Raw genomic sequence first — 23289 nt, 5'->3', positions numbered from 1 at the left:
CCCGCATAATAATTCGCATTACATATTAATTATCGGAGACAACGATGTCGGAAGTGAGTGGGTTTCTAGCGAGAACCGAACGCGAGCGAGGACTGAGGAAGAGCCTGACGTCGCCGCAGCTGACGATGATCGCCATAGGCGGCGCGATCGGTACCGGGCTGTTTCTGGGAAGCGGCGCAGCCATTCAGGTCGCGGGGCCGAGCGTGATTCTCAGCTTTGCGATCGGCGCGTGTGTCGCGCTGCTCCTGATGGGGTGTCTGGCCGAAATGGTGGTGACCCATCCCAGTACCGGGTCGTTCGGCTCTTATGCCGAGCACTATCTGGGCAGCCTTGCCGGTTTCGTCGTCCGCTATGCGTACTGGATATCGGTGGTGTTGGTCATCGGTGCGGAAGTCACCGCGATATCCGTCTACATGAAGTTCTGGTTTCCGGGCTCGCCGGGCTGGTTATGGATCGTGCTCTTCTCGATTGTGCTGATCTGCCTGAATGCTCGCAGCGTCGGCTCGTTCGGCGTCGCCGAATACTGGTTTTCGGTCGTCAAGGTTGCCGCGATCGTCGGGTTCATCCTGATGGGAAGCTACACGGTATTCACCGCTACGCCCGCCAGTGGCATCGGCTTTGCCAACTTCCATGCGAACGGCGGCTTCTTCCCGCACGGCTGGGACGGTATGTGGCATGCGGTTGTCGTCGCGATCTTCAGCTTCATCGGGATCGAGTTCATCGCGGTCGCCGCGGGCGAGGCCGAGGACCCTGAGCGTGCAGCGCGCGGCGCTTTCAAGTCCGCGGTGTTACGGCTGATCGTTTTCTATCTGCTCACCGTTGCGCTGATGCTCGCGATCGTGCCGTGGCAGTTGGCGGGAACCGGGAAAAGCCCGTTCGTGATGGTCATGGAGACGACGGGCTTCTCGTGGGGGGCCGGCATCATGAACTTCGTCGTGCTGATGGCGGCATTGTCGGCGATGAACTCGCAGCTCTATGTCGCCACGCGCATGATTTTCAGCCTTGCCTGTAGCGGCTATGCGCCGGCCGGCCTGAGTGTCGTCGGTGCCAACGGCATTCCGCTGCGAAGCCTCGTGGTGTCATCGGGCGGCGTTGCCTTCGCCGCCGTCACGAGCATCGTGATGCCGCAAGGTTCGTTTGTCCTGGTCATGTCCATTGCAATGTTCGGCGCATTGTTTGGGTGGTTCATGATTTTCGTCACGCATTATCGCTTCCGCCGCGCGTGCGAGCGTGATGGCGTCACGCCGACGTTCCGTCTGCCGGGCTTTCCGTTCCTGACGCTTCTCGGCGCCGCCGCAATGGCGGCGATCATCGGATCCACCTATTTCGTGCCGGCCTTTCGCATGACCGTGATCACGGGGATCCCGCTTCTGGTGGTGCTGGTCGTCGCCTATGCGCTGATCCGGAAGCCGCAGGCGTCGCGGGCGGTGATCGCGCAGCATGGCGCCGTGGAATCCTGACCATTCGTCTCCGGGATGAATGGCATTCAAGGAGCATTTGATGTCGACGAATCACTACGATACCTATCGTGAAGACGTGGCCGGTCGTGCGAATGTCGAGGATTCGCCCGAACTGGTGGCCTACTACCGGGAACTGGAGCAGCTGAAAACCGGCGCGCTATGGACCGTGGCCAACAAGATCGAGCCTTGGCAACCCAGGTCCGATTCGGTGCCGGTGCTCTGGCGCTACCGCGACTTGCGCGAACACGTGCTGCGTTCGGTGTCGCTCGTGACACCGGAGAAAGCCGGCCGGCGCGTCATCTATCTGGACAACCCCGGCCGGCGGGAGGTTGCCGCCGCGGTCGGGTGGTTGTACTCGGGCTTGCAGGTCATGCATCCGGGCGAGCGGGCAGGCGCCCATGCGCATTCGTCTTCGGCGCTGCGATTCATCATGGAGGGGCGCGGTGCCTATACGATCGTCGACGGTCACAAGATGACGCTGGGCGTGAACGATTTCGTGCTGACTCCGAATGGCACCTGGCATGAGCACGGCGTCGAGGACGATGGTCTGCCGTGCATCTGGCAGGACGGCCTGGACATTCCGCTGGTCAATGCACTGGAGGCCGGTTTCTATGCCGTGCATCCGGATCTGCAGCAGGCCGTGGGCTACCCGGTCGACGATTCCCCGGGCATCTGGGGGGCAGCCGGCCTGCGCCCGCAGCATGCGGGCTGGACCCAGCGTTATTCGCCGCTGTTCAAGTACACCTGGGAGGCGACCTATGCCGCGCTGCAACGCTACGCGGGCGCGCAAGCGCACGATCCCTTCGACGGCGCGTTGATGCATTACACCAACCCGATCGACGGCGGCCACGTGATGGCGACCATCGGCGCGAGCATGCAGATGCTGCCGCCGGGTTTTGTCGGCAGCGCGCATCGGCACACCGGCAGCTTCCTGTACCAGGTTGCCAAGGGCCGGGGCCATTCCGTCATCAACGGGCAGCGTCTCGACTGGCAGGAGCGAGACATCTTCTGTGTGCCCTCGTGGGCCTGGCACGAGCACGCTAATGCCAGCGGCAACGAGGATGCGGTGCTGTTCAGCTTCAACGACCTGCCGGTGATGGAAAAGCTGGGCCTGTATCGCGAGGAAGCGCTGGCCGACAACGGTGGACACCAACCGGCGCTGCCGTTTGTGTCGGGTTGAGTGCACCCCCGATTCCGGTCATTTCAATCATCTCCTTCTGAACTTACTTACTCATGCGACTCGTTACCTATCGCGCTCATGTGAATGCGTCCGCCCGCATGGGCGCCATTGTCGATGATCTCGTGATCGATCTTCAGCGCCTTGGCGCATACGTCGGGCATGCGATTCCCGGCGATATCCTCGACTTCATCGACCTCGGACCCCACGCGGTGGCGGTCGCGACTGAACTGCTGATCCAGCACCGGGACAAGTGGCCGCTGGATACGGCGCTGCCGCTGGCCAACGTCAGGCTGCTCGCGCCGATCCCGCGGCCACGCAAGAACATCTTCGGCATCGGCCTGAACTATGTCGAGCACGTGGAGGAGTCCAGCCGCTCGCTGGATACGTCGAAGGATCTGCCGAAGCAACCGGTGATCTTTTCCAAGCCGCCGACCGCGGTGATCGGGCCTGACGACGCGATCGAGCACGACGCAGGCATCACGCGGCAGCTCGACTGGGAAGTCGAGCTGGCCGTGGTAATCGGCCGTCGCGCGAGGCGTGTCGGGGAGGCGCGCGCGCTGGATCATGTGTTCGGCTACACCGTCATCAACGACATCAGCGCGCGCGACAACCGTCGTGCCGGCCAGTGGATCTACTCGAAGGGGCAAGACACCTACGCCCCGCTGGGGCCGGTTATCGTCACCGCCGACGAAATCCCCGATCCGCATGACCTGAATCTGGGCCTGAGGGTCAACGGCGTGGAGAAACAGAACGCCAATACCCGCCACTTGCTGTTCAAGATCCCGACGCTGATCGCGGACATCAGCGCCGGCATCGCGCTGGAGCCCGGCGACATCATCGCGACGGGCACGCCATCGGGGGTGGGTGCCGGCCGGACCCCGCAGGAATGGTTATGGCCAGGCGACGTGGTCGAGGCGTGGGTCGAGGGGATCGGCACGTTGCGGAATCCGGTCGTGGCCGTGGGCGACGTGCCGTGCCGACGCGCGGAACAGTGATGGGTACAGACGACAGGAGCGATCGACATGCTTGAACTTCACGCATTCAGGGCGGCGACCGTACAGACGTCGCCGATTTTTCTCGATACCGACGCGACCGTCGACAAGGTCGTCCGTCTGATCGGCGAGGCGGCCGACAACGGGGCGCGCCTGATCGCGTTCCCGGAGGTATTCGTTTCCGGCTATCCGTACTGGAACTGGATCGGCAACCCGGTGCAGGGCAGTGCCTGGTTCGAGCGGCTCGTGCGCTCGGCGATCGAGATACCGGGCCCCGAGATCGCCAAGATCGCGCAGGCCGCCGCGCGTCATCGCATCAACGTGGTGGTCGGTGTCAACGAGCGAAACTGCCGTGGCGTCGGCACGATCTACAACACGGTCGTCACGCTGTCCGACGAGGGTCGCCTGCTGGGCCGTCACCGCAAGCTGGTGCCCACGTGGGCCGAGAAGCTGACCTGGGCACCGGGAGACGCTTCCGCGCTCCGCGTCCATGACACCAGCGTCGGCCCGCTGGGTGTGCTGGCATGCGGCGAGAACACCAACACGCTGGCGCGCTTCGCGCTGCTGGCTCAGGGCGAACTCATACACGTCGCGAACTACATTTCACTGCCGGTGGCGCCGCCGGACTACGACATGGCGGAAGCGATCAGGATGCGCTCGGCTGCTCACAGCTTCGAAGGCAAGCTGTTCACGGTCGTCTCGTGCTCGACAATCTCGGCGGAGATCGTCGCGGCGCTCGAGGTCGACTTTCCCGATGCGCGCGACATGCTTTCGCGCCGCAACAGCGCCTTCTCCGGATTTGTGGGGCCCGACGGACGCACAATCGGCACACCGCTGATCGACGACGAAGGCATCGCGTATGCCGATATCGATCTGGGGCGCTGCATTCAGCCTCGCCAGATGCATGACATCGCCGGTCACTACAATCGCTTCGACGTGTTTGAGCTGAGCGTCAATCGACGGCCCCTCACAGCCGCGCGCTTCGATGATTCGCGCGCGGCCGATGAACTCGATGGGGAACCGGTGGTCATCGAACGCAACCAGGGCATTCAATCATGAGCGAGACTCGCCGCGACTACCGCATCGGTCAAATCGTACCGTCTTCCAACACCACGATGGAAACCGAAATTCCAGCCATCCTGCGCGCGCGGGAGGTCGGCCACACGGAGCGTTTTACGTTCCACGCGAGCCGCATGCGGATGAAGCACGTTACCCGGGAAGAACTGGCTGTCATGGACGCAGACAGCGACCGCTGTGCACTGGAACTGTCCGACGCGCGCGTGGACGTGCTCGGCTATGCGTGTCTCGTGGCCATCATGAGTATGGGGCATGGATATCACCGTGCGTCCGAGGCGCGATTGCACCGACGGACCGTGGAAAACGGCGGACCTGCTCCTGTCGTCACCAGCGCCGGCGCACTCGTCGATGGTCTGAAAGCGCTTGGTGCCAGGAAGGTGTCGATCCTGACGCCCTACATGAAGCCGCTGACCGGACTCGTCATCGACTACCTCGGGAACGAGGGCATCGAGGTGATCGACAGTATTTCATTGGAGATCGCCGACAACCTGGAGGTCGGCCGTCAGGACCCGCGTGCACCCGTCGAAATCACCCGCAAGTTGAAGACTGCAGGCGTCGATGCGATCGTTGCGTCGGCGTGTGTGCAGATGCCGTCCTTGCCGTCCGTGCAGCCTATCGAGGATCGCACCGGTCTGCCGGTGATTTCGTCATCCGTAGCGACGACCTACGCGATGCTCAAGAAACTGGGCTTGAGCACGAAGGTCCCTGGATTCGGGGCACTATTTTCCGGTCGTTACTGACCCGGTTCGGACGACCCGAGCGGATTGCGATACAGCACCTTCAATCGCTGGAAACCGGAGACGTGAGCTGTGGCGTGGTCGCGTGCTTGGCGGAGATCATCGATGCGCAAGCAACGAGCAGCAGTGCGGCTAGCCGCCCGCGCTGTCGTCACGATAACCGTCCTTGCCGACGAAGATCTCCTTCAGCGCGGCGCGCAGCGCGACCGGATCGTACTGGCCCGGCGCGAGATGGATCACGTAACGCGTCTGACCGTCGAGCCGCGCGGCGATGCCCGGTTCGATCTCGACGTCGATCGTGTCGTCCGTCAGGCGCACCGACAGATCCTTGACGCGCCAGGTGATCTGGTCGCGCACCATCACTTCGATCAGCGCGTCGTCCGGAAAGCGCGACAGCGCGAAGCAATAGTCCTGCTCCGCGTCGTGACAGTAGATGTTGGCGAAGCTTTCATCGTCGTCGAGGTCGGACGTGGCCGCGCCGACGGTAGCGTGAAGTTCCATGAGCGTAGTTCCTGCGAATGGGTTGGTGGGTTAGCGGGGCGCGTGCGTCGTCGTTTCGCGCGTGGTCTCGGGCACGGCATCGGCCTGCGCATCGCGCGCCTTCAGCCACAGCCCGAATTCGCGCATCACGTCGACCACCGGCCGCAGCCGGTCGCCGTCCGCGGTCAGATCGTACTCGACCCGCACCGGCACTTCCGGATAGACGGTCCGCCGCACGAGCCCGGCGTCTTCCAGCGCACGCAGGTCGAGCGTCAGCATGCGCTGCGAGATGCCCGGCATGTCGCGGCGCAGGTCGCTGAAGCGTCGCGGCCCGTCGAGCAGATACGACACCAGCAGCAGCCGCCAGCGGCCGCCGAGCAGGCGCATCGCTTCTTCAACGGAACATCCTGTCGCACTCGTTTTCATGCTGCTGAACCCTGGTCGGTAAATTTTTTGTGACTACGGCACAAACGACTGCCGTCTTCTCAGCCCTGCGTCGATGCGAGATATTAGCGCCCGCGTCGCGGCGAATCGATACATGGTCAACCCACCAAGGAAACGCATGAAGCTTTATCACGCTCCCGGCAGCTGTTCCCAGGCCATCCGCATCCTGCTGCGCGAAGGTGGCATCGACGCGGAGATCATCAAGGTCGACGCGCGCAAACACGTCATTGAAGACGGGCGCAATTACTACGACGTGACCGAACTCGGCTACGTGCCGCTGCTCGAACTCGACGACGGCACGCTGCTGCGCGAAGGGCCGGTGATCGCGCAGTATCTCGCGGATCTGCGCCCGGAAGCCGCGCTCGCGCCCGCGTACGGCACGCTCGCCCGGTACCGGCTGATGGAGTGGCTCAACTTCCTCGGCACCGAGATCCACAAGGGCTTCATCCCGCTGCTGTATGCGGTGCAGGCGGGGAAATATGTGGAGCCGGCGCGGCAGAAGCTCGACAGCCGCTTTGCATGGATCGACCGTCAGCTCGACGGCAAGACGTTCGTCACGGGCGACACGTTCACCGTCGCCGATGCGTACCTGTTCGCGCTGACCGGCTGGGGCAAGGCCGACTGGATGCGCTCGGTGTACAACGCGGATATCGACCTGAGCCGGTATGCGCATCTGCACGCGTGGTACGAACGGGTCCGGGCGCGGCCGGCCGTGCAGCACGTGCTGGAGGCGGACGGCCTGCTGCGGTAGCGGGCGGCGACGGTCGCGGATACGGTGCGTCATCCCGCAGCACCGCGACCGTTTCGTCATATCGACGCGCCGCCACGCCGCAAAATGCCGCGCTATAATCGCCCGCATGAAATTGCTTCGGACCTTCATCCTGCTGCTGCTTTGCGCGGTGCTGCCCATCAGTGGGCTGGCAGCCAGCGGGCTGACCGGTGAATGTCCGATGCAGCACACGATGTCGATGGACGCGGACATGGGCATGACGATGTCCGCCGACATGAGCGATTGCGATTCGATGAAGTCGCCGTCCGCCGGCCATACGCAAGCGAAGGCCAAAGCCAAGGGCATGGCCTGCAAGGTGACGGCCCAATGCCAGTTCGGCAGTCTCTATCACCCGGCCGCCCGCGCCGACGTCAGCCGTCCCGCTGCATTCGCCAGCACGATCGTCTTCCACTACACGCAGTCCGTCCCGGTCCGCGACCCGAGCGGGTTGTGGCGCCCTCCACGCATTAGCTGATCCCGATCCGACCGGTTCACCGCCCACGCGGTGAGGTTCGTCCTGTGCTCAGGACGTGGAATCCCTTTGGGTTCCGACGTTGGGGTTAAACCATGTCATTCGATTTCGGCACGCCGCGCACGCGGCGTGCGTGTCGGCGCGCGCCCGTGCTGTGGGCCGCGCTGCTGGTGGCGGGCGCCGTGCACGCGCAACAGGCGCCATTCACGCTGGACGCCGCGCTGCAGTCCGCCACCGATCATTCCGCTTCGATGCAGGCCGCGCAGGCTTCAGTCCACGCGAGTTCCGAAGCGGCCGTCAAGGCCGGCCAGCTGCCGGACCCGATGCTCAAGGCCGGCATCGACAACCTGCCGGTCAACGGTGGGCAGCGCTTCACCGTCGGCCAGGACTTCATGACGATGCGCCGCATCGGCATCGAGCAGGAATGGGTATCCGGCGATAAACGGCGGCTGCGCTCGGCGCTGGCCGACGAGCAGGTCGGCCGCGAGCGCGCGGGCTATCTCCAGCAGCTTGCCGCCGTGCGCCGGCAGACCGCGACGGCGTGGCTCGATGCCGTCTATGCGAAGCAGGCGCTCGCGCTTCAGCAGGCGCTGCTCGCTCACATGAACCATGAGCTGGACGCGACGCAGGCGTCGTATCGCGGCGCGAAGGCGAGCGCGGGCGATGTCGTGCAAGCCCGCGCGATGCTCGCGCAAACGCAGGATCAGGTGCTCAAGGCGCAGCAGACGGTTCGCACTGCACTCATCGCGCTCGCCCGCTGGACGGCCGCGCCGGTGGCGGACGTGACAGGCGCGCCGCCCGCGCCCGAATCCTTCGTGTCGTCGCTGCCGCCGGACGAATTGCGTCTGTCGCAACCGGCGCTCGTCGCGGCTGCAGATGACATCGCGGTTGCCGAAGCCGACACCGCGGTCGCGAACAGCGAGCGCAGCCCGAACTGGACATGGGAGATCGCGTACCAGCAGCGCGGCGGCGCGTATTCGAACATGGTGTCCGTCGGCGTCTCGATCCCGTTGCCGCTCAACCGCAAGAACCGCCAGAACCGCGACGTCGCCGAGAAGGCCGCGCTCGCGACGAAGGCGCGCCTGATGTACGAGGACACGCTGCGCCAGGTGCAGGCCGATATCCGTACGCAGTCCGAGACGCTGGCGAGCGGCCGCGAACGCATCGCGAACCTGGGCGCATCGCTGCTGCCCGCCGCCGATCAGCGCGTGCAGCTCGCCAACGCCGCGTACCGGGCCGGCACGGGGTCGCTCGCCGACACGTTCGCCGCGCGGCGCGCGCAACTGGAAGCGCAGTTGCAGGTGCTCGATCTCAGGCGCGACGTGTCGCAGACCTGGGCGCAACTCGAATATCAGGTCGTGCCGGCAACGCTGGCCGCCGCGCAGTGAAGGAGAACCACATGACGAAGCAATCACTGACGCGCGCGGTGCTGATGACATTCGCCGGCACGGCGCTGCTCGGCGCGGGGTATGTCGCGGGTACGCGCCATGCGGCAGGTAACGCGGCGATGGCGGCATCGACACCCGCCGCCGCTGCATCGGCCGGCAGGACCGACCCGAACACGGGGCGCAAGGTGCTGTACTGGCACGACCCGATGGTGCCGAACCAGCATTTCGACAAACCGGGCAAATCGCCGTTCATGGACATGCAGCTGCAGCCCGTCTATGCGGACGAAGGCGGCGGTTCGTCCGGCATCCGGATCGATCCGGGCCTGCAGCAGAACCTCGGCATTCGCTACGCGACCGTGCGCCGCCAGCAGACGGCGGCCGGTTTCGATGCGGTGGGCACCACGCAGTTCGACGAATCGCGCGCGGACGTCGTGCAGTCGCGCGTCACCGGCTACATCGACCGTCTGTATGCACGCGCGCCGATGCAGCGCATCGCGAAGGGCGCACCGATCGCGTCGCTGTTCGTGCCGGACTGGCTCGCGCCGCAGGAGGAATATCTCGCGCTCAAGCGCGGCGGGATGGACGGCAGCCTGCTCGATGCGTCGCGTGCGCGGATGCGCGCGCTGTCGATTCCCGACGGCATGATCGCGACCCTCGATCGCACCGGCCGCGCGCAGACGCACGTCGTGCTGAGCGCGCCGGAAACCGGCGTCGTCAGCGAGCTGAACGTGCGCGACGGCGCGATGGTCGCGCCCGGGCAGACGCTCGCGAAGATCGCCGGGCTGTCGACGCTGTGGCTCATCGTCGAGGTGCCGGAAGCGCTCGCGCTGAACGTGCAGCCGGGGATGTCGGTCGACGCGACGTTCGCGGGCGATCCGGCACAGCACTTCAGCGGGCGCATCCGCGAAGTGCTGCCCGGCATCAGCACGAGCAGCCGCACGCTGCAGGCGCGCGTGGAGATCGACAATGCCGCGCTGAAGCTCACGCCCGGCATGCTGATGCGCGTGCGGGTCGCCGCGCGGCAGACCGTGTCGCGCCTGCTCGTGCCGTCCGAAGCGGTGATCGCGACCGGCAAGCGCTCGATCGTCATCGTGAAGAACGGCGACGGCCGGCTCCAGCCGGTATCGGTGACGGTGGGCAACGACGTCGGCGGCGACACGGAAGTGCTCGACGGGTTGAACGAAGGCGACACGGTCGTCGCATCGGGGCAGTTCCTGATCGATTCCGAGGCGAGCCTGAAAAGCGTGCTGCCGCGGCTGGAACGCGCGGCCGGGGCAAGCGCGGCCGCATCGTCCGTGGCCGCGGTGACGCCGATCTACGAAACCACCGGCAAGGTCGAGAAGGTCACGGCCGACGACATCACGTTCTCGCATCAGCCCGTTCCGGCGCTCGGCTGGGGCGCGATGACGATGGCGTTCGGCAAGCCGTCGGCGCACGCGTTCCCGGACGTGAAGCCGGGCCAGACGGTGCGCTTCGCGTTCACGCAGAACGGCGACGGCTACCGGCTGACGAAGGTCGATCCGCAGGGAGGTGAACGATGATCGCGCGCATCATTCGCTGGTCCATCCACCACCGCTTCCTGGTGTTGCTCGCCACGGTGCTGGTCGCCGCATGGGGCGTTCATTCGCTGCGGCAGACGCCGCTCGATGCGTTGCCCGACCTGTCGGACACGCAGGTGATCGTGAAGGCGTCGTATCCGGGCAAGGCGCCGCAGGTCGTCGAGGATCAGGTGACCTATCCGCTGACGACGACGCTGCTCGGCGTGCCGGGCGCGAAAACCGTCCGCGCGTATTCGTCGTTCGGCGACGCGTTCGTCTACGTGCTGTTCGACGATCACACCGATCCGTACTGGGCGCGTTCGCGCGTGCTCGAATACCTGAGCCAGGTGCAGAGCCGGCTGCCGGCGGGCGCGACCGTGTCGCTCGGGCCGGATGCGACCGGCGTCGGCTGGGTGTACGAGTACGCGCTCGTCGACCGCAGCGGCCACCACGACCTCGGGCAACTGCGCGCGCTCAACGACTGGTTCCTGAAGTTCGAGCTGAAGGCGGTGCCGGACGTGTCGGAAGTCGCGAGCATCGGCGGCATGGTGCGCCAGTACCAGGTCGTGCTCGATCCGGACAAGCTGCGCGCGTACGGCATCACGCAAGCGGCGGTCGCGGATGCGCTCGGCAAGGCCAACCAGGCGTCCGGCGGCTCGGTCGTCGAGCTGGCCGAGTCGGAGTACATGGTGCGTTCGACCGGCTACCTGCGCACGCTCGACGACTTCCGGCATGTCGTGCTGCGCACCGACGACGCGGGCACGCCGGTGCTGCTCGGCGACGTCGCGCGCATCCAGGTCGGCCCGGCCATGCGGCGCGGGATCGCGGAACTGAACGGGCAGGGCGAGGTGACGGGCGGCGTTGTCGTGATGCGTTCGGGCAAGAACGCGCTCACGACGATCGACGCGGTGAAGGCGAAGCTGGCCGACCTGAGGCGTTCGCTGCCGCCCGGCGTCGAGATCGTCACGACTTACGATCGCTCGCAACTGATCGAGCGTGCGGTGGACAACCTGACGGACAAGCTGATCGAGGAATTCGTGATCGTCGGCATCGTCTGCGCGGTGTTCCTGTTCCATCTGCGCAGCGCGTTCGTCGCGATCCTGTCGCTGCCGCTCGGCGTGCTGGCCGCGTTCATCGTGATGCGCTACCAGGGCGTGAACGCGAACCTGATGTCGCTCGGCGGGATCGCGATCGCGATCGGCGCGATGATCGATGCGGCGATCGTGATGATCGAGAACGCGCACAAGCATCTGGAAGCGTACGACCACGCGCATCCCGGCGAGCCGCTGACGGCCGCGCGGCGCTGGGACATCGTCGCGACGTCGGCAGCGGAAGTCGGGCCGGCGCTGTTCTTCTCGCTGCTGATCATCACGCTGTCGTTCATTCCGGTGTTTTCGCTGGAAGGGCAGGAGGGCAAGCTGTTTGCGCCGCTCGCGTTCACGAAGACCTACACGATCGCCGCCGCCGCAGGGCTGTCGGTGACGCTGGTGCCGGTGCTGATGGGCTATCTCGTGCGCGGCCGCATTCCGCACGAGCACGCGAATCCGATCAACCGCGTGCTGATCCGCCTGTACCGGCCGCTGCTCGAAGCGACGCTGCGGCGCCCGTGGTTCGCGATCGGCATCGCGGTCGTCGCGCTCGTGCTGACGGCCGTGCCGCTGTCGCGGCTTGGCGGCGAATTCATGCCGCCGCTCGACGAAGGCGACCTGCTGTACATGCCGACCGCGCTGCCGGGCATCTCGGCCGACAAGGCGAGCGAGCTGCTGCAGCAGACCGACCGGCTGATCAAGACCGTGCCTGAGGTCGATACCGTGTTCGGCAAATCGGGACGCGCGGATTCGGCGACCGACCCCGCGCCGCTCGAGATGTTCGAGACGACGATCCGGTTCAAGCCGCGCAGCGCGTGGCGGCCCGGCATGACACCGGAGAAGCTCGTCGACGAACTCGATCGCACGGTGAAGGTGCCGGGCCTGTCGAACGTATGGGTGCCGCCGATCCGCAACCGGCTCGACATGCTGTCCACCGGCATCAAGACGCCGGTCGGCGTGAAGATCTCCGGGCCGGATCTCACGGGGATCGACGCGATCGCGACGCAGGTCGAGGCGGCGGTGAAGCACGTGCCGGGCGTCACGTCCGCGCTCGCGGAACGGCTGAACGGCGGCCGGTACATCGACGTCGACATCGACCGGCTCGCGGCCGCGCGCTACGGGCTGTCGGTCGCCGATATCCAGTCGGTCGTGTCGTCGGCGGTCGGCGGCGAGGATGTCGGCGAAGTGATCGCGGGGCGCGAGCGCTTCCCGATCAACATCCGCTACCCGCGCGAGATCCGCGATTCGCTCGAGAACCTGCGGCAATTGCCGGTCGTCACCGCGCGCGGCGCGCAGATCCGCCTCGGCGACGTCGCGCGCATCGCGATCGCCGATGGCCCGCCGATGATCCGCAGCGAGAACGCGCGGCTGTCCGGCTACGTGTACGTCGATATCCGCGGCACCGATCTGCGCACGGCGGTCCGCGCAATGCAGCAGGCCGTCGCACAGCAGGTCGCGTTGCCGCCCGGTTATTCGATCGCGTGGTCGGGGCAGTTCGAGTATCTCGAACGCGCGGCGGCAACGCTGCGCACCGTCGTGCCGGTGACGCTCGTCGTGATTTTCGTGCTGCTGTTCCTCACGTTCGACTCGGCGGCCGATGCGCTGCTGCTGATGTCGACGGTGCCGTTCGCGCTGGTCGGCGGTTTCTGGCTCGTGTGGGGGCTCGGCCATGCGGTGTCCGTCGCGACGTCGGTCGGGTTCATCGCGCTGGCCGGCGTGGCCGCCGAATTCGGCGTCGTGATGCTGCTGTATCTGAAGGGCGCGCTGAAGCGCCGGCTCGACGCCGGCGAGCAATTGACCGACGCGCTGCTGCTCGACGCGATCCGCGAGGGCGCGGTGCTGCGCGTGCGGCCCAAGGCGATGACGGTTGCCGTCGTGCTCGCCGGCCTCGTGCCGATCATGGTCGGGCACGGCGCCGGTTCCGAAGTGATGCAGCGCATCGCCGCGCCGATGGTCGGCGGCATGGTCACGGCACCGCTGCTGTCGATGTTCGTCATTCCCGCCGCATGGCTTCTGCTTCAGCGCCGTCGAGTGCGAAGCGCGAGCGATGAACGGCATTCCTCCGCAGTTCCTTCCGGCATGAACGTGCCATCCACCCCAACTGGAGAATCATGATGAAGAAGATGAAATCGATTGCCACCGCCACCGCCGCCGTTCTCGCGATCGGCGCTTTTGCGGCCCCCGCGTTTGCGTCCGGCGACATGTCGGGCATGGACATGTCCGGCATGAAGATGTCGTCCGACGGCTCGGCCGCGTCGCACGCCGCGCTCACCGACGCCGAAGTGAAGAAGGTCGATGCCGCGACCGGCATGGTCACGCTGAAGCACGGCGCGCTCGAGAACGTCGGGATGCCGCCGATGACGATGGCGTTCAAGGCGAAGGACGCGGCCATGCTCGCGCAGGTTCATGCGGGCGAGAAGGTCAAGGTTCGGGTCGAGAACGTCAACGGCACGCTGACGATCGTCAAGCTCGTGAAAGCGTCCTGATCGTGCGGATGCGGGCGTTGCCGACGCCCGCGTCGACGCAGTGAAGCGTAGTGCGCGGACGCGGCGGTGGTTGCCGCGTCCGCATCCGCGCGCGCGTGCGCGTCGGGCAAGGCGTCCGATTCAGGCGTTCAGCGCGCCAGCGTCAGGACCAGATACCCCGCATACCCCGCGCCGTTCGCCAGCAGCGCCCAGATCGCGAGCCCGCGCGTGCGGGCATTGATGCGCAGCCAGGCCGCCGCCGCGAGCGTGATGATCACGCCGGTCAGTACTTCGGGGCGCGGCTCCCAAGGCGTCAGCATGATGCCGATCGCCGGCAGCAGCGTGCCCTGGAACACCATCGCGCCGGTGATGTTGCCGAACGCGAGCGTGTCCTTCTTGCGGCGGATCCACAGCACGCTGTTGACCTTCTCCGGCAATTCCGTCGCGATCGGCACGATGATCAGCGACAGCAGCAGCGCCGATACGCCGAGCACCTGCGACACGCCTTCCACGCCGTGAATGAAGCCCTTCGCGCCGCCCACCAGCAGCGCAAGGCCGAGAGCCAGCTGCAGCGCGATGGTCGCCAGGTTGGTCGGCAGGCCCGTGCGCGACAGCAGCATCGTATGCGGCGCCTCGGTGCCGTGCCCGGCATCGACCAGCTGGTTCGACGCGCGGAACGTCATCACGACGTACAGCACGTAGATGCCGACCAGCATCGCGGCAAGCAGCGCGCGGACGGCCCAGTTGTGATGCGGCACGAACATCGCCGCGGTCGCCAGCGAGAACGCGGCGAGGAAGTAGTTCATGTCGCGCACGAACCCCGTGCGTTCGGGCGCGATCGTGCCGCGCAGCCCGCGCGAGCGGATCACGGCGAGCGTCATCAGGAACGTGGTGAGCGTCGCGAGCATCAGCGGCGCACCGAGAATCGCGCCGACGCCGATCTCCTCGTTTACCGTCTGGTTCGCCGTGCCTCCGGCCAGCGCGAGCAGCGGCACCATGGTTTCGGGCAGCGCGGTGCCGACGGCCGCGAACAGCGAACCGGTGACGCCTTCGGAAATCTTCAGGCGTTCGCCGAGATGTTCGAGCGCATTGGTGAAGACTTCGGCGGCGACGAGGATGACGACCAGCATGAACGCCAGTTCGAGGAACATGAACGTCATGCGGCACCTCCGCGGACAGGTGCGTCGATCGCGGTGGAGCGTAGGGAGAAGGCTGCGGGGAACATGGGGACTCCGTGGTCGGACGCTGACGAACCATGGCGCATCCGCCGACGTCCGACCAGGAACGACGCGATGCGCCCATGGTCTCGCCAGACCGATTCGGCCGAACGCGCCACGGCTGGAAGCCGAGTGTGTTGACGCGTTCGCTTTCCGGGGGACGGAAAGCAGGCTACTCCCCAAAGACGAGCGCCAGTCTAGCCGAGCCGATTGCTTTCGGCAAGCTTGCGCGGCGATATCCTTTCGGCGGATGAGGAAAGCCGTGTGCGTGGCGGGTGCTCGTGTCGTATCGGGAAGCAATCTCGCACGCGCGGCGGTGTCATGTGCGTGTCACGAACGCATCGCCGGCCGCGTCATCCCGCCGTACGCTCGGAAAATAGAGCGCGAACGTCGTGCGTCCGTCGCGGCTCGCGACCTCGACCTTGCCGCGATGCAGCTCCATGATCGACTTGACGATCGCGAGCCCGAGCCCCGCGTTCCGTGCCGCGCCGTGCCGCGACGAATCGATCCGGTAGAAACGCTCGAAGATCCGGTCGACCTGTTCGGGCGGAATCGCGGCGCCGCGATTCGTGACCTCGACGACCGCGTAACCGGCTTGCGCGGAAACGGCCAGCTCGATCGTCGACGCGGCTTCCGCGTGTTCGAGCGCGTTCGATGCGAGATTGCTGACCGCGCGCCGGAACAACGTTGCGTCCGCAACGACGGGCGCGTGGCCGTGCACGTCGATGCGCACGCCGGCCTCGTCGGCCAGTGCCTGGAAATACGACGCGAGCCGGCGCAGCTCGCTGCCCGCGTCGAGCTCGGCGGTCTTCAGGTGCTGCCTTGCATTGTCGGTGCGCGCGAGAAACAGCATGTTCTCGATCATCCGCTGCAGCCGTTCGCATTCCTCGATGTTCGAGTCGATCAGCGCTTCGTATTCTTCGGTCGTGCGTGCGCGCGACAGCGTGACCTGCGACGAGCTGATCACGTTGGCGAGCGGCGTGCGCATGTCGTGCGCGAGATCGGACGAGAACTGCGACAGCCGCACGAACGCGCGTTCGAGACGGTCGAGCATCCGGTTGACCGACGTCGCGAGCTCGCGCAGCTCGACCGGGCCGCCGCGCGCGTCGAGGCGCGCGTTCAGGTTGTGCGCCTCGATGCGCGACGTCTGCCGGCCGAGGCTCTCGACCGGGCGCAGGCCGCGCGCGGCGACCGCATAACCGAGTGCGCCGACCAGCAGCGCACCGACGGCCGCCGCGAGCCAGATGTCGACGCGATAGCTTTCCAGCAGCGACTGGCGATCGGTCGCGGTGCGGGCGAGCGCGACCTGGATGGCCTCGCCCGACGGCAGCGTTTCCCGCGCATACACGCAGCGCGACGTGCCGATGCCGGGCGGCGAGCACGTGAACGGGCCGCCGGCGCCACCGGTGCTGGCAGCCGGATGCGGTGCCGCGATCACCGACGCGAGCGTGTTGCCGGCTTCGTCGGAGTGCTCGACGAGCGCGCGGCTCTTCCCGTCGTAGATGCCGAGATAGACGCCCGGATGCGACAGCAGCACCTCGTGGAATACGGCCGGATCGGCGCGCAGCGCGGCCGTCGAGCCGCTCGCGTGCGCAAGCTGCAGGAACTGGTTGAGCTTGCCGGAGATCTCGATGTCGTCGCGCCGCTTCAGCTCGGCGGACAGCGAGCGATAGAGATACGCGCCGGTCAGCGCGAACACGAGTGCGGCGACGACGGCGAACGCGAGCGTCAGGCGCCGCAGCAGCGAATACGAAGCCGGGCCGGCGGTCACGAACGATCCTCGAGCACGTAACCCATGCCGCGGATCGTGTGGATCAGCTTCGTCTCGTACGCGTTGTCGATTTTCGCGCGCAGGCGCTTGATCGCCGCATCGACGACGTTCGTGTCGCTATCGAAATTCATGTCCCAGATCTGCGACGTGATGAAGGTGCGCGTCAGCACCTCACCTTCGCGTTCCGCGAGCAGTTGCAGCAGCGCGAATTCCTGTGCGGTCAGGTCGATGCGGTTGTCGGCGCGCCGCACGCGGCGCTTGATCAGGTCGACCTCGAGATCGGCGACGTGCAGGATGTCGCGGACGTTGCGCGGCGCGCGCCGCAGCAGCGAGCGGATACGGGCCAGGAACTCGGCGTACGCGAACGGCTTGAGCAGGTAGTCGTCGGCACCCAGTTCGAGGCCGGTGACCTTGTCCTCGATCGCCTCGCGGGCCGTGAGCAGCAGCACGGGCGTCTGCTTCTGCGCGCGCAGCCGCCTGAGTACCTCGAAGCCGTCCATTTCCGGCAGCATCACGTCGAGCACGACGAGATCGAAATCCTCGTGCAGCGCGAGGAACAGCCCGTCCTTGCCGGTTTCCGCGATGTCGACCGTGTAGCTCGCCTCCATCAGCCCCTTCCGGAGGTACGACGCCATCTTGGGTTCGTCTTCGACTATCAGTATCCGCATGGTGAGGCAGGCTATCGATGATTCCAGCCGGTCAGTGTAACGCCTGAGCTTACGGTGCCGCGCGTGCGCGACAGATGACCGGCGGATGACGGAATTTTCATGAAGCGCGGGCCGACACGACGAGCGCGCGTTTGATGAAAATCCGGTCATGTTTCGACCATGTCGTCGTCACGGCGGCGGCGATAAGCTGCAGCCGTCCTGTCTCCGGAGCGCGCCGTCGTGGCGCTGCGCCGGCCCATCCGGTCGTAGCCTGCCTGATTCCGCATCCATGTCGTACTGGCGCAAATTCATCCTCGTCGTGCTGCTGGCGCTGAGCCTGCCGATCCAGTCGTTCGCGACCGTTTCGATGCCGTGCGCGGGTGCTGTCGTGCCGGATGCGAACGAGATGTCGCACGCGATGCCGGCTGCGCTGGATGGTCATCCCGAGCACGATAGCCACGCGCCGTCGTGTTCCGCCTGCGTGTCCTGCTGCGTCGGCACGGGCATGCCGGGTACGCCTGCGGTGCCTGCTGCGTCGGGCATCAGCGTCACGATCGTCGCGCATCCGCCGTCGGCCGTGGTCGTGTCGTTCCTGACCGGCGGCATCGACAGGCCGCCTCGCCGGATTCCCGTCTAGCCGTGCCCGTGGCCGACAGGCCGCGATCTGCAATCCACGCCGGCGGCCGCGCAAGGCCCGCCGGACGACACTACGACGAGACCTATTCATGCGATTGATCACTGCGGCGCTGCTTGGCGCGGCGGCCATCGTGCCGTCGCTCGCGCCTGCGCAAACCCCGTTTCCCGATCCGGCGGACGCCGCCGCGACGGTGCCGGACGTCACCGTGACGTCCGCGTTCGACGGCTACCGGCCGTATCGCGACGACGAAGGCCCGGGCTGGAAACAACTGAACCGGGACGTGATGAAGCGGCCCGCGAAGCGTGACGCGAAGCCCGGCAACACGACGGGTCACGGCGGCGCCCATTCGATGCACGGAGGGCCCGCGCAATGACGAATCTTGCGATATCGCCGAGGATCGGCGCGGCCGCGCTCGTGCTGGCATTCCTCGCGGGCTGCACGACGTTTTCGAAGGACGGCGGCTTCGACGCCGTGTCGTCCACCGCGGCGGAACGTATCGGCAAAGACGCGGTGGTCGTGCGGACCGATGCCGACCGCGAAGCCGTCGACAAGCGGACCCGCGAACTGCTCGCCAAACCGTTGTCGATGGACGATGCGGTGCAGGTCGCGCTGCTGAACAATCGCGGCCTGCAGGCGTCGTACGCGGAGCTCGGGCTGTCGGAGGCCGACCTCGTGCAGGCCGGCCGGCTGCCGAACCCGCGCTTCTCGTTCAGCCGCACCCGCGCCGGCGACGGCGAGCTGACCCTCGGCCGTACGTTCTCGGCGAACGTGTTCGCGCTGCTGACGATGCCGTTCGCGACGAATATCGAACGCCGCCGCTTCGAGCAGACCAAGCTCGAAACGGCCGACGCGATGCTGAAGGTGGCGGCCGACGCGCGCCGCGCGTATGTCGAGGCCGTCGCCGCCGAGCAGGCCGCGAACTACGCACAACAGGTGCGCGATGCCGCGAGCGCGGCCGCGGAACTCGCGCAGCGCATGCGTCAGGCCGGCAACTTCAGCCGGCTCGATTACGCCCGCGAGCAGGCGTTCCATGCCGACGCGGTCGCGCAGCACGCGAAGGCGCGCCAGCAGGCCGTGGCCGCGCGCGAGAAGCTCACGCGCGCGATGGGGCTGTGGGGCGGGCGCACGCAGTACACGCTGCCCGAACGCTTGCCCGACCTGCCGAAAGCGCGCCCGGACCTGCCCGATCTCGAACGCTTCGCGATGAGCAACCGTCTCGACATCCAGGCCGCGAAGCTGCAGACGCAGGGCGTCGCGTCGTCGCTCGGCCTCAGCAAGGCCACGCGCTTCGTCAACGCGGTCGATCTCGGTTATGTGAACAACTACGAGACCGGCAAGGGTCACGAGCACGGCTTCGAGATCAGCGTCGAAATTCCGCTGTTCGACTGGGGCGGCGCGAAGGTCGCGCGGGCCGAGGCGATCTACCTGCAGTCGGCGAACCGGCTCGCGAAGACGGCCATCGACGCGCGCTCCGAAGTGCGCGAATCGTACGCGGCGTACGTGACGAGCTACGACGTCGCCACGCACTATCGCGACGAAGTCGTGCCGCTGCGCAAGACGATCTCGGACGAGCTGCTGCTGCGCTACAACGGGATGCTCGCGAGCGTGTTCGAGCTGCTGGCCGATGCGCGCGAACAGGTTGGCGCGGTGAACGGCTACATCGATTCGCTGAAGGACTACTGGCTCGCCGAAACCGATCTGCAGATGGCCGTCGGTGGCCGGCTGCCGAACCCGGGCGCCGCGCCGCGGGCAACGGCTGCCACCGAACCCGAACCTGAAACCGACGCTGCGCCGCAGCCGGCTTCCTCACCCGTGGCGCAACCGGCGCCCGCAACGCATCCGGAAGGTCATTGACATGGTGTCCCGTCGACAATTTCTCAGCGGCTCGGGCGCCGCGCTGCTCGGTGCGGCGATGGTCAGCAAGGCCGGCGCCGCGTCGCTGCCCGAAGCGCCCACGATGGCGAAGACCGGCACGCAGCCGCCGCTCGTGCCGCCGAACGGCCGTCCGTACACACCCGTCGCGACGCTGAACGGCTGGACGCTGCCGTGGCGGATGAAGAACGGCTGGAAGGAGTTCCACCTGACGGCCGAGCCCGTCGTGCGCGAGATGGCGCCCGGCATGAACGCGAACCTGTGGGGCTACAACGGCCAGTCGCCGGGCCCGACGATCGAGGCCGTCGAAGGCGACAAGGTGCGGATCTTCGTGACCAACCGGTTGCCCGAGCACACGACGATCCACTGGCACGGGCTGCGGCTGCCGAACGGGATGGACGGCGTCGGCGGCCTCACGCAGCCGCATATCCCGCCCGGCAAGACCTTCGTCTACGAGTTCCAGCTCGAGGCGCACGGCACGTTCATGTATCACCCGCACGCCGACGAGATGGTGCAGATGGCGATGGGGATGATGGGCATGTTCATCGTGCATCCGAAGGATCGCGGCACGATGCCGGTCGATCGCGATTTCGTGTTCCTGCTCGCCGCGTACGACATCGATCCGGGCAGCTACACGCCGCGCGTGAACGAGATGACGGACTTCAACATGTGGACGTTCAACTCGCGCGTGTTCCCGGGCATCGATCCGCTGCCGGTGCGCGCGGGCGACCGCGTGCGGATTCGTTTCGGCAACCTGACGATGACGAACCATCCGATCCACCTGCACGGCTACAGCTTCGAAGTCGCCGGCACCGACGGCGGATGGATTCCGCCGGCGGCGCGCTGGCCCGAAGTGACGGCCGATGTCGCGGTGGGCCAGATGCGCGCGATCGAGTTCACCGCCGATCGCCCGGGCGACTGGGCGTTCCACTGCCACAAGTCGCATCACACGATGAATGCGATGGGCCATCAGGTGCCGAACCTGATCGGCGTGCCGCAGAAGGATCTCGCGCAGCGCATCGGCAAGCTCGTGCCCGACTACATGGCGATGGGCAGCACGGGCGGCGCGATGGGCGGCATGGAGATGCCGCTGCCCGACAACACGCTGCCGATGATGACGGGCACGGGCCCGTTCGGGCCGCTGGAGATGGGCGGCATGTTCACGGTGCTGAAGGTGCGGCAGGGGCTCGGCCGCAACGACTATCGCGATCCGGGCTGGTTCCGGCATCCGAATGGCACCGTCGCGTACGAATACACCGGCGAATTGCCGGACGGTTGAGCAGCAGCGGCAGCAGCACGCGGCGGCCGCGCCGATGCGGACGCCGATTTCGATTCACTCACTCTGGAGCAAACACGATGAAGAAGGGACTGGTTTCGATTGCAACGGGTTGCGCGCTGGCGTTCTCCGCCGCGTCGTACGCGGCCGGCGACATGGCCGGCATGGACATGAGCGGCGGCGCGAAGCAGGGCGCCGACGCGGCGCAGCGCATGTCGCACGGTGAGATCCGCAAGGTCGACACGGCCGCGGGCAAGCTGACGATCAAGCACGGCCCGCTGGACAACCTCGGGATGGACGCGATGACGATGGCGTTCAAGGTGAAGGACCCGGCGATGCTGTCGCAGGTCAAGGCCGGCGACAAGATCGACTTCGTCGCCGAGGACGTGGGCGGCGCGCTGACCGTCGTCGAACTGAAGAAGCCGTGACGCTGGGCACGAACATGAAGATCAAGATCACGACGCTCAAGCGGCTGGCCGGCATCGCCGCGGCCGGCGCGATCCTCGCCGCCGCGCCGGTCGCGGCATCGGCGCACGGCAAGCTGGAAAGCGCCGCACCGGCGACGGGCAGCACGGTCGACACCGCGCCCGACACGGTGCGGCTCACCTTCAACGAAGACCTCGAACCGGCGTTCAGCTCGGTGAAGGTGTCGGACGCGAACGGCAACGCGGTCACGCAGGACAAGGCGAAGGTCGACGCGTCGAACCCGCGCGTGATGACCGTCGCGATGCCGAAGCTCGCGCCGGGCGCGTACACGGTGCAGTGGGCGGCGATGACGGCCGATGCGCATCGCACCAAGGGCACTTATACGTTCCGGGTGAAGGGATGAACGACGGTTTCGTCGGCCTGCTGCGGCTCGTGTCGGTGGCGATCCAGAATGCCGGGTTCGCGGGCATCGTCGGCGCGCTGCTCGGCAGCCACTGGCTCGCGCGCGGCGCGTCGGCGTGGCAGCACGGCATCGGGCGGCGCCTCGTCGCGACGCTGCGCATTGCGTCCGTCGTGTCGCTGCTCGCGAGCATCACCGCGTTCTGGGCGCACTGCGCGCTGATGAGCGACGTGTCGCTGCTCGAAGCCGGGCCGGCCGTCTGCTCGATGCTCGTGGGCACCGGATTCGGCCACGCGTGGCTGGCCGGCGCCGCGTTCATGGTCGTGATCGTGCTGCTGTCGTTTCTCAGGCATGCGAACGACACGCGCTTTCCGATCGCGATGTGGGCCGCGCTCGCATGCGTCGCGCTCGCGCGCAGCAACGGCGGGCATCCGGTCGACGCGGGACTGTTCAGCGTGCCGGTGTGGGTCGACTGGCTGCATCTGCTCGCGATCAGCGCGTGGGTCGGGCTCGTGTTCGTGACGGCGTTCAGCGTGATGCCGCGTCTTGCCGGCATGCCGGCGAGCGAACGCACGACCGGCGCATCGTTCGTGCAGTCGCTGTCCGATGCGTCGACGGTTGCGTTGATCGTGCTGTTCGCGACCGGCGCGTACAACGGATGGCGCGGCGTCGATACGCCGGCCAACCTGCTTGCGTCGAGCTACGGGCAGATCCTGCTGCTGAAGCTCGCGCTTGTGCTGATCGCGGCGGCACTCGGCGGACACAACCGGTTCTTCGGGATGCCGAAGTTGCTGGCTGAGTTAAAAGATCCGGCCGCCGCGATGCCGGCCGGCCCGTTGCGCGGGTTCGGCGCGGTGTTGCGGATCGAGGCGGTCGTGCTGGGCGGCGTGCTGATGGTGGCGGCCGTGCTCGCATCGAGCGCACTGCCGGGGACGGTCTAGGAGGCGGCGCGT

The 23289-nt window shown here is 66.7% G+C and carries 23 protein-coding genes and 1 riboswitch; of the genes, 18 read left to right on the top strand and 5 right to left on the bottom strand.

The annotated features are described in order from the left end of the window. The first annotated feature begins 44 nt into the window (after positions 1 to 44). The 5 genes from VL15_RS24705 to VL15_RS24685 are packed head-to-tail and all read left to right on the top strand — an operon-like array spanning position 45 to position 5449. Positions 45 to 1460, top strand: a complete 1416-nt coding sequence (locus VL15_RS24705) for an amino acid permease (protein ID WP_048249129.1) — start codon at positions 45 to 47, stop codon at positions 1458 to 1460. 40 nt (positions 1461 to 1500) lie between these two features. Beyond that, complete coding sequence (locus VL15_RS24700) at positions 1501 to 2640, top strand: cupin domain-containing protein (RefSeq protein ID WP_048249165.1); 1140 nt, start codon at positions 1501 to 1503, stop codon at positions 2638 to 2640. 53 nt (positions 2641 to 2693) lie between these two features. Continuing rightward, positions 2694 to 3635: a fumarylacetoacetate hydrolase family protein gene (locus VL15_RS24695; RefSeq protein ID WP_048249128.1), complete on the top strand. Its 942-nt coding sequence runs from the start codon at positions 2694 to 2696 to the stop codon at positions 3633 to 3635. Positions 3636 to 3662: 27 nt separating this feature from the next. Continuing rightward, the gene (locus VL15_RS24690; RefSeq protein WP_048249127.1) at positions 3663 to 4691 is read left to right on the top strand and encodes a carbon-nitrogen hydrolase family protein; all 1029 of its coding nucleotides are present in this window, start codon (positions 3663 to 3665) and stop codon (positions 4689 to 4691) included. Further along, positions 4688 to 5449 (top strand): Asp/Glu racemase, encoded by a 762-nt coding sequence (locus tag VL15_RS24685; protein WP_048249126.1) that lies wholly within the window; start codon positions 4688 to 4690, stop codon positions 5447 to 5449. Before VL15_RS24690 ends, VL15_RS24685 begins: the two co-directional genes overlap by 4 nt. Before the next feature lie 129 nt (positions 5450 to 5578). Here the strand turns inward: VL15_RS24685 and VL15_RS24680 are convergent, their stop codons facing one another. Together VL15_RS24680 and VL15_RS24675 are read right to left on the bottom strand one after the other, a co-directional pair. Beyond that, entirely contained in the window at positions 5579 to 5947 is a 369-nt protein-coding gene (locus tag VL15_RS24680; protein WP_048249125.1) for a hypothetical protein, read from the bottom strand. 30 nt (positions 5948 to 5977) lie between these two features. After that, positions 5978 to 6352, bottom strand: coding sequence for a winged helix-turn-helix transcriptional regulator (locus VL15_RS24675; RefSeq protein WP_048249124.1), 375 nt, complete (start codon positions 6350 to 6352; stop codon positions 5978 to 5980). 136 nt (positions 6353 to 6488) lie between these two features. Between VL15_RS24675 and gstA the strand changes: the two genes are divergently transcribed. The 6 genes from gstA (at position 6489) to VL15_RS24645 (ending at position 14111) form a co-directional block, all read left to right on the top strand. Next, on the top strand, positions 6489 to 7121 hold the full coding sequence (gene gstA, locus VL15_RS24670) for a glutathione transferase GstA (RefSeq protein WP_048249123.1): 633 nt from the start codon (positions 6489 to 6491) through the stop codon (positions 7119 to 7121). A gap of 106 nt (positions 7122 to 7227) precedes the next feature. Beyond that, positions 7228 to 7614: a hypothetical protein gene (locus VL15_RS24665; protein ID WP_048249122.1), complete on the top strand. Its 387-nt coding sequence runs from the start codon at positions 7228 to 7230 to the stop codon at positions 7612 to 7614. A gap of 92 nt (positions 7615 to 7706) precedes the next feature. Beyond that, the gene (locus VL15_RS24660; protein ID WP_048249121.1) at positions 7707 to 8999 is read left to right on the top strand and encodes a TolC family protein; all 1293 of its coding nucleotides are present in this window, start codon (positions 7707 to 7709) and stop codon (positions 8997 to 8999) included. Positions 9000 to 9010: 11 nt separating this feature from the next. Then, positions 9011 to 10540, top strand: a complete 1530-nt coding sequence (locus VL15_RS24655) for an efflux RND transporter periplasmic adaptor subunit (protein ID WP_048249120.1) — start codon at positions 9011 to 9013, stop codon at positions 10538 to 10540. Further along, positions 10537 to 13740, top strand: a complete 3204-nt coding sequence (locus VL15_RS24650) for an efflux RND transporter permease subunit (RefSeq protein WP_048249119.1) — start codon at positions 10537 to 10539, stop codon at positions 13738 to 13740. The genes VL15_RS24655 and VL15_RS24650 overlap by 4 nt, the downstream gene beginning before the upstream one ends. Positions 13741 to 13748: 8 nt before the next feature. Next, positions 13749 to 14111, top strand: coding sequence for a copper-binding protein (locus VL15_RS24645; protein WP_419188691.1), 363 nt, complete (start codon positions 13749 to 13751; stop codon positions 14109 to 14111). A 128-nt stretch (positions 14112 to 14239) separates the two neighbouring features. On the opposite strand, the gene VL15_RS24640 is transcribed toward VL15_RS24645, so the two are convergent. The 3 genes from VL15_RS24640 to VL15_RS24630 all read right to left on the bottom strand — a co-directional run bounded on the left by VL15_RS24640 (position 14240) and on the right by VL15_RS24630 (position 17746). Next, positions 14240 to 15250 carry a sodium:calcium antiporter gene (locus VL15_RS24640; protein ID WP_048249117.1) on the bottom strand — a complete coding sequence of 337 codons (1011 nt, stop codon included), beginning with the start codon at positions 15248 to 15250 and terminating at the stop codon, positions 14240 to 14242. A 112-nt stretch (positions 15251 to 15362) separates the two neighbouring features. Then, a riboswitch (yybP-ykoY riboswitch) is annotated at positions 15363 to 15500 on the bottom strand. A gap of 126 nt (positions 15501 to 15626) precedes the next feature. Then, a complete protein-coding gene (locus VL15_RS24635; protein WP_048249116.1) occupies positions 15627 to 17078 on the bottom strand; it encodes a heavy metal sensor histidine kinase in 1452 nt (483 codons plus the stop codon). Further along, a complete protein-coding gene (locus VL15_RS24630) occupies positions 17075 to 17746 on the bottom strand; it encodes a heavy metal response regulator transcription factor (protein ID WP_048249115.1) in 672 nt (223 codons plus the stop codon). Before VL15_RS24630 ends, VL15_RS24635 begins: the two co-directional genes overlap by 4 nt. Before the next feature lie 268 nt (positions 17747 to 18014). Between VL15_RS24630 and VL15_RS24625 the strand changes: the two genes are divergently transcribed. From VL15_RS24625 to VL15_RS24595, 7 genes are all read left to right on the top strand, one after another. Next, a complete protein-coding gene (locus tag VL15_RS24625) occupies positions 18015 to 18362 on the top strand; it encodes a hypothetical protein (RefSeq protein ID WP_048249114.1) in 348 nt (115 codons plus the stop codon). 88 nt (positions 18363 to 18450) lie between these two features. Then, positions 18451 to 18735, top strand: coding sequence for a hypothetical protein (locus tag VL15_RS24620; RefSeq protein ID WP_048249113.1), 285 nt, complete (start codon positions 18451 to 18453; stop codon positions 18733 to 18735). Continuing rightward, on the top strand, positions 18732 to 20216 hold the full coding sequence (locus VL15_RS24615; protein WP_048249112.1) for a TolC family protein: 1485 nt from the start codon (positions 18732 to 18734) through the stop codon (positions 20214 to 20216). The genes VL15_RS24620 and VL15_RS24615 overlap by 4 nt, the downstream gene beginning before the upstream one ends. Before the next feature lies 1 nt (position 20217). Further along, a complete protein-coding gene (locus VL15_RS24610) occupies positions 20218 to 21513 on the top strand; it encodes a multicopper oxidase family protein (RefSeq protein WP_048249111.1) in 1296 nt (431 codons plus the stop codon). A gap of 77 nt (positions 21514 to 21590) precedes the next feature. Then, the gene (locus tag VL15_RS24605) at positions 21591 to 21938 is read left to right on the top strand and encodes a copper-binding protein (protein ID WP_048249110.1); all 348 of its coding nucleotides are present in this window, start codon (positions 21591 to 21593) and stop codon (positions 21936 to 21938) included. A 20-nt stretch (positions 21939 to 21958) separates the two neighbouring features. Beyond that, positions 21959 to 22339 (top strand): copper homeostasis periplasmic binding protein CopC, encoded by a 381-nt coding sequence (copC, locus tag VL15_RS24600; protein ID WP_048249164.1) that lies wholly within the window; start codon positions 21959 to 21961, stop codon positions 22337 to 22339. Beyond that, positions 22336 to 23277: a copper resistance D family protein gene (locus VL15_RS24595; RefSeq protein WP_048249109.1), complete on the top strand. Its 942-nt coding sequence runs from the start codon at positions 22336 to 22338 to the stop codon at positions 23275 to 23277. The genes copC and VL15_RS24595 overlap by 4 nt, the downstream gene beginning before the upstream one ends. Positions 23278 to 23289 lie beyond the last annotated feature (12 nt).

This window comes from Burkholderia cepacia, from assembly GCF_001039005.1.
Classification (GTDB): domain Bacteria; phylum Pseudomonadota; class Gammaproteobacteria; order Burkholderiales; family Burkholderiaceae; genus Burkholderia; species Burkholderia theae.
This window is presented reverse-complemented; position numbering and strand designations above follow the sequence as displayed.

Coding starts and splice junctions, on each gene's coding strand:
- VL15_RS24705 (WP_048249129.1), top strand. CDS start 45: ATGTCGGAAGTGAGTGGGTTTCTAGCGAGAACCGAACGCGAGCGAGGA.
- VL15_RS24700 (WP_048249165.1), top strand. CDS start 1,501: ATGTCGACGAATCACTACGATACCTATCGTGAAGACGTGGCCGGTCGT.
- VL15_RS24695 (WP_048249128.1), top strand. CDS start 2,694: ATGCGACTCGTTACCTATCGCGCTCATGTGAATGCGTCCGCCCGCATG.
- VL15_RS24690 (WP_048249127.1), top strand. CDS start 3,663: ATGCTTGAACTTCACGCATTCAGGGCGGCGACCGTACAGACGTCGCCG.
- VL15_RS24685 (WP_048249126.1), top strand. CDS start 4,688: ATGAGCGAGACTCGCCGCGACTACCGCATCGGTCAAATCGTACCGTCT.
- VL15_RS24680 (WP_048249125.1), bottom strand. CDS start 5,947: ATGGAACTTCACGCTACCGTCGGCGCGGCCACGTCCGACCTCGACGAC.
- VL15_RS24675 (WP_048249124.1), bottom strand. CDS start 6,352: ATGAAAACGAGTGCGACAGGATGTTCCGTTGAAGAAGCGATGCGCCTG.
- gstA (WP_048249123.1), top strand. CDS start 6,489: ATGAAGCTTTATCACGCTCCCGGCAGCTGTTCCCAGGCCATCCGCATC.
- VL15_RS24665 (WP_048249122.1), top strand. CDS start 7,228: ATGAAATTGCTTCGGACCTTCATCCTGCTGCTGCTTTGCGCGGTGCTG.
- VL15_RS24660 (WP_048249121.1), top strand. CDS start 7,707: ATGTCATTCGATTTCGGCACGCCGCGCACGCGGCGTGCGTGTCGGCGC.
- VL15_RS24655 (WP_048249120.1), top strand. CDS start 9,011: ATGACGAAGCAATCACTGACGCGCGCGGTGCTGATGACATTCGCCGGC.
- VL15_RS24650 (WP_048249119.1), top strand. CDS start 10,537: ATGATCGCGCGCATCATTCGCTGGTCCATCCACCACCGCTTCCTGGTG.
- VL15_RS24645 (WP_419188691.1), top strand. CDS start 13,749: ATGAAATCGATTGCCACCGCCACCGCCGCCGTTCTCGCGATCGGCGCT.
- VL15_RS24640 (WP_048249117.1), bottom strand. CDS start 15,250: ATGACGTTCATGTTCCTCGAACTGGCGTTCATGCTGGTCGTCATCCTC.
- VL15_RS24630 (WP_048249115.1), bottom strand. CDS start 17,746: ATGCGGATACTGATAGTCGAAGACGAACCCAAGATGGCGTCGTACCTC.
- VL15_RS24625 (WP_048249114.1), top strand. CDS start 18,015: ATGTCGTACTGGCGCAAATTCATCCTCGTCGTGCTGCTGGCGCTGAGC.
- VL15_RS24620 (WP_048249113.1), top strand. CDS start 18,451: ATGCGATTGATCACTGCGGCGCTGCTTGGCGCGGCGGCCATCGTGCCG.
- VL15_RS24615 (WP_048249112.1), top strand. CDS start 18,732: ATGACGAATCTTGCGATATCGCCGAGGATCGGCGCGGCCGCGCTCGTG.
- VL15_RS24610 (WP_048249111.1), top strand. CDS start 20,218: ATGGTGTCCCGTCGACAATTTCTCAGCGGCTCGGGCGCCGCGCTGCTC.
- VL15_RS24605 (WP_048249110.1), top strand. CDS start 21,591: ATGAAGAAGGGACTGGTTTCGATTGCAACGGGTTGCGCGCTGGCGTTC.
- VL15_RS24595 (WP_048249109.1), top strand. CDS start 22,336: ATGAACGACGGTTTCGTCGGCCTGCTGCGGCTCGTGTCGGTGGCGATC.